The sequence below is a fragment of the Caballeronia humi genome, from assembly GCF_001544475.1.
In the GTDB taxonomy this organism is placed as follows: Bacteria; Pseudomonadota; Gammaproteobacteria; order Burkholderiales; family Burkholderiaceae; genus Caballeronia; species Caballeronia humi.
The window spans coordinates 1-3,157 of the sequence record NZ_FCNW02000137.1 but is presented as its reverse complement, the minus strand read 5'-3'; the positions used below and the strand labels follow the sequence as shown (position 1 = coordinate 3,157).

Annotated in this window: 3 protein-coding genes and 1 pseudogene; all 4 read left to right on the top strand. The window is 62.6% G+C overall.

What is annotated here, in order from left to right:
• Positions 1-19: 19 nt before the first annotated feature.
• Positions 20-496 (top strand): annotated as a pseudogene (locus AWB65_RS37540) (enoyl-CoA hydratase-related protein); the annotation flags it as partial.
• 40 nt (positions 497-536) lie between these two features.
• Positions 537-815, top strand: a complete 279-nt coding sequence (locus AWB65_RS37535; RefSeq protein WP_327359601.1) for an enoyl-CoA hydratase-related protein — start codon at positions 537-539, stop codon at positions 813-815.
• A gap of 133 nt (positions 816-948) precedes the next feature.
• A complete protein-coding gene (gene pcaF, locus AWB65_RS34410; RefSeq protein WP_087671209.1) occupies positions 949-2,151 on the top strand; it encodes a 3-oxoadipyl-CoA thiolase in 1,203 nt (400 codons plus the stop codon).
• A 7-nt stretch (positions 2,152-2,158) separates the two neighbouring features.
• On the top strand, positions 2,159-3,157 hold a 999-nt coding region (locus AWB65_RS34405; RefSeq protein ID WP_235008091.1), incomplete at its 3' end, for a 3-hydroxyacyl-CoA dehydrogenase NAD-binding domain-containing protein.

Below are 3,157 nucleotides of genomic sequence, written 5' to 3'. Positions count from 1 at the left end.
AGTCTTAAACGAGGGTTTTATGAAGACATCAGAACCGAGTACCGGAAACGTCGTGATCTGCGAGCGTCCCGAGTCGGGTGTTTCCGTCATTCGCATTGATCGCCCCGAGCGCCGCAATGCGCTCAGCCTTGACGTCATGCGGCAACTCGACGAGGCGTTTGCCGCAGCGGACGCTGACCTGGACGTGCGAGTGATCGTGCTGACTGGCGGGAACTCGTTCTTCGTCGGCGGCACTGACATCGTTGAGATGGTGAACATGACTTCCGGCGAACATACGGCGCGCGACACGAGCCGCGTGTTCCGGACCATCGCTGCATGCCGCAAGCCCGTGATTGCTGCGGTCGAGGGTTATGCGCTGGGCGGTGGCTGCGAACTGGCGCTTGCCTGCGACATGATTGTCGCGGGGCGCGGAGCGCGATTCGGTCAGCCAGAGATTCGCGTCGGCATCATGCCCGGCGCAGGTGGAACGCAGCGTCTGCTCAGGACCATCGGCAAATATCAGGCGATGAAGATGATCCTGACTGGCGAGCCGGTCGATGCGGAGATGGCGTTTAGCAATGGGCCTCGTCTCGGAGCTTGCCGACACAGGCGCCGCCTTGGAGCGAGCGGTAGCACTGGCGTGCGTCATCGCCAGCATGCCGCCGCTCGCTGTGCGGGCGATCAAGGAGGTCGTCAACACCGGGCAGAACCTTCCGCTCGACGGCGCTTTGCTTTTGGAACGCAAGGCATTTCAGCTCCTCTTCGATACGAGCGATCAGGAGGAAGGCATGCGAGCGTTCCTCGAAAAGCGCCAGCCGGTGTATCGCGGGGCGTGAAGCTCGGTCCTTCGCATCGTCGACGATGGCGAATGGTTTGACGCATTGAATCAGTGATCGACACGGAAACAGACAGCAAGCTGTGGCTTCGCAGCATTGCGCGCGTACGGTCGCGTAACTACAGGAGATTTACATGAGAGACGCTTTCATTTGTGATGCGATTCGTACGCCGATCGGCCGCTATGCGGGCGTGCTCTCGTCGGTGCGTGCCGACGATCTCGGCGCCGTGCCGCTGCGCGCGCTGATGGAGCGTAACAAAGACGTCGACTGGAACGCCGTCGAGGAAGTGATTTTCGGCTGCGCGAATCAGGCGGGCGAAGACAATCGCAACGTCGCGCGCATGTCGACGTTGCTCGCCGGCTTGCCCGAAGGTGTTCCGGGAACGACCGTGAACCGCCTGTGCGGCTCGGGCATGGACGCGATCGGCATCGCCGCGCGCGCGATCAAGTCCGGCGAGGCGAGCTTCCTGATCGCGGGCGGCGTGGAGAGCATGAGCCGCGCGCCGTTCGTACAGGGCAAGGCGACCTCGGCGTTCTCGCGTCAGGCCGACATCTACGATACGACCATCGGCTGGCGCTTCGTCAATCCGCTGATGAAAAAGCTGCACGGCGTCGATTCGATGCCGGAAACGGCGGAAAACGTCGCGGATGACTATAAGGTAAGCCGCGCCGATCAGGACGCGTTCGCCGTGCGCAGCCAGCAGAAGGCGGCGCGCGCGAAGGCCGACGGCACGTTCGCGCAGGAAATCGTCGCGGTGACGATCGCGCAGAAGAAAGGCGATCCGATCGTCGTCTCGCAGGACGAGCATCCGCGCGAGACGAGCATCGAGGCGCTCGCGAAGCTGAAGGGTGTCGTGCGCCCGGACGGCAGCGTGACGGCGGGCAACGCGTCGGGCGTGAACGACGGCGCGGCCGCGCTTTTGCTCGCCGATGAAGACAGCGCGAAGCGTTTCGGCCTCGTGCCGCGCGCCCGCATTCTCGGTCTAGCGACGGCCGGCGTGCCGCCGCGCGTGATGGGCATCGGCCCGGCGCCCGCGACTCAGAAACTTCTGAAGCGCTTGAACATGACGATCGACCAGTTCGACGTGATCGAACTGAACGAAGCGTTCGCGTCGCAAGGACTGGCCGTGCTGCGCATGCTCGGCGTCGCCGACGACGATCCTCGCGTCAACCCGAACGGCGGCGCGATCGCCCTCGGCCACCCGCTCGGCATGAGCGGCGCGCGACTCGTCACGACCGCGAGCTACCAGCTTCAACGCACCGGCGGCCGCTTCGCACTCTGCACGATGTGCATCGGCGTGGGGCAGGGCATTGCTATCGCGATTGAACGAGTCTGAGGTCGACATGAAAAGCGTTCAAGACGTGAAGATTGGAGTTGTGGGTGCCGGAGCCATGGGGCAGGGAATTGCCCAAATCGCGGTGGTTGCTGGTCTGGAAGTCCGGCTGATGGACATCGATACCGCAGCATCCGCGCGCGCCATTGTGGCGATCGGCGCTATGCTCGACAAGCTCGCTATCAAAGGCAAGCTCACCTTGGAGCAGGCGCAAGCGGCACTGCGGCGCATTCAGCCGGCGGTCGCAGTCGGCGCACTCGCCGACTGCGACCTGGTGGTCGAGGCAATCGTTGAAAAACTTGAAGTGAAACGATCGCTGTTTGCCCAACTCGAGGAAGTCGTGCGCGATGACGCGGTGCTCGCATCGAACACGTCGTCATTGTCCATTACGGCGATTGCCGCAGGGTGTCGTCATCCTGAACGGGTTGCAGGCTATCACTTCTTCAACCCGGTGCCGCTCATGAAAGTCGTGGAAGTGGTGCGCGGCCTGCGTTCCAGCGACGCTATCATTGACTGGCTCGCCTCGCTTGCCCAACAACTCGGACATACAGCCGTCCGTTGCCGCGACATGCCGGGCTTCATCGTGAATCATGCAGGACGCGCGCTGAACACTGAAGGTCTGCGCATCGTTCAAGAGGGCGTGACGAACGAGAGCACGGTCGATGCGATCGTGCGCGAACAAATGGGTTTTCGCATGGGACCGTTCGAGCTGCTTGACCTCACGGGGATCGACGTATCTCACCCGGTCATGGAGTCGATCTATCGGCAGTTCTATGACGAGCCGAGGTTCCGACCGTCCCCTATTACGGCCATCCGTCTTGCCGGTGGAATGCTGGGGCGTAAGAGCGGTTCGGGCTTCTATGAGTATGACGGTGGAAACAGGGTGTCGGAGCCGGTCTCGGCTCAAGAGCGGACTGGATGGAAGCCCTCCTCGGTGTGGGTGAGTTCTCGTCATCCGGACGAAGCGCAGCGGGTGCTCGATTTGCTCCAAACGTTGGACGTTGAAGTG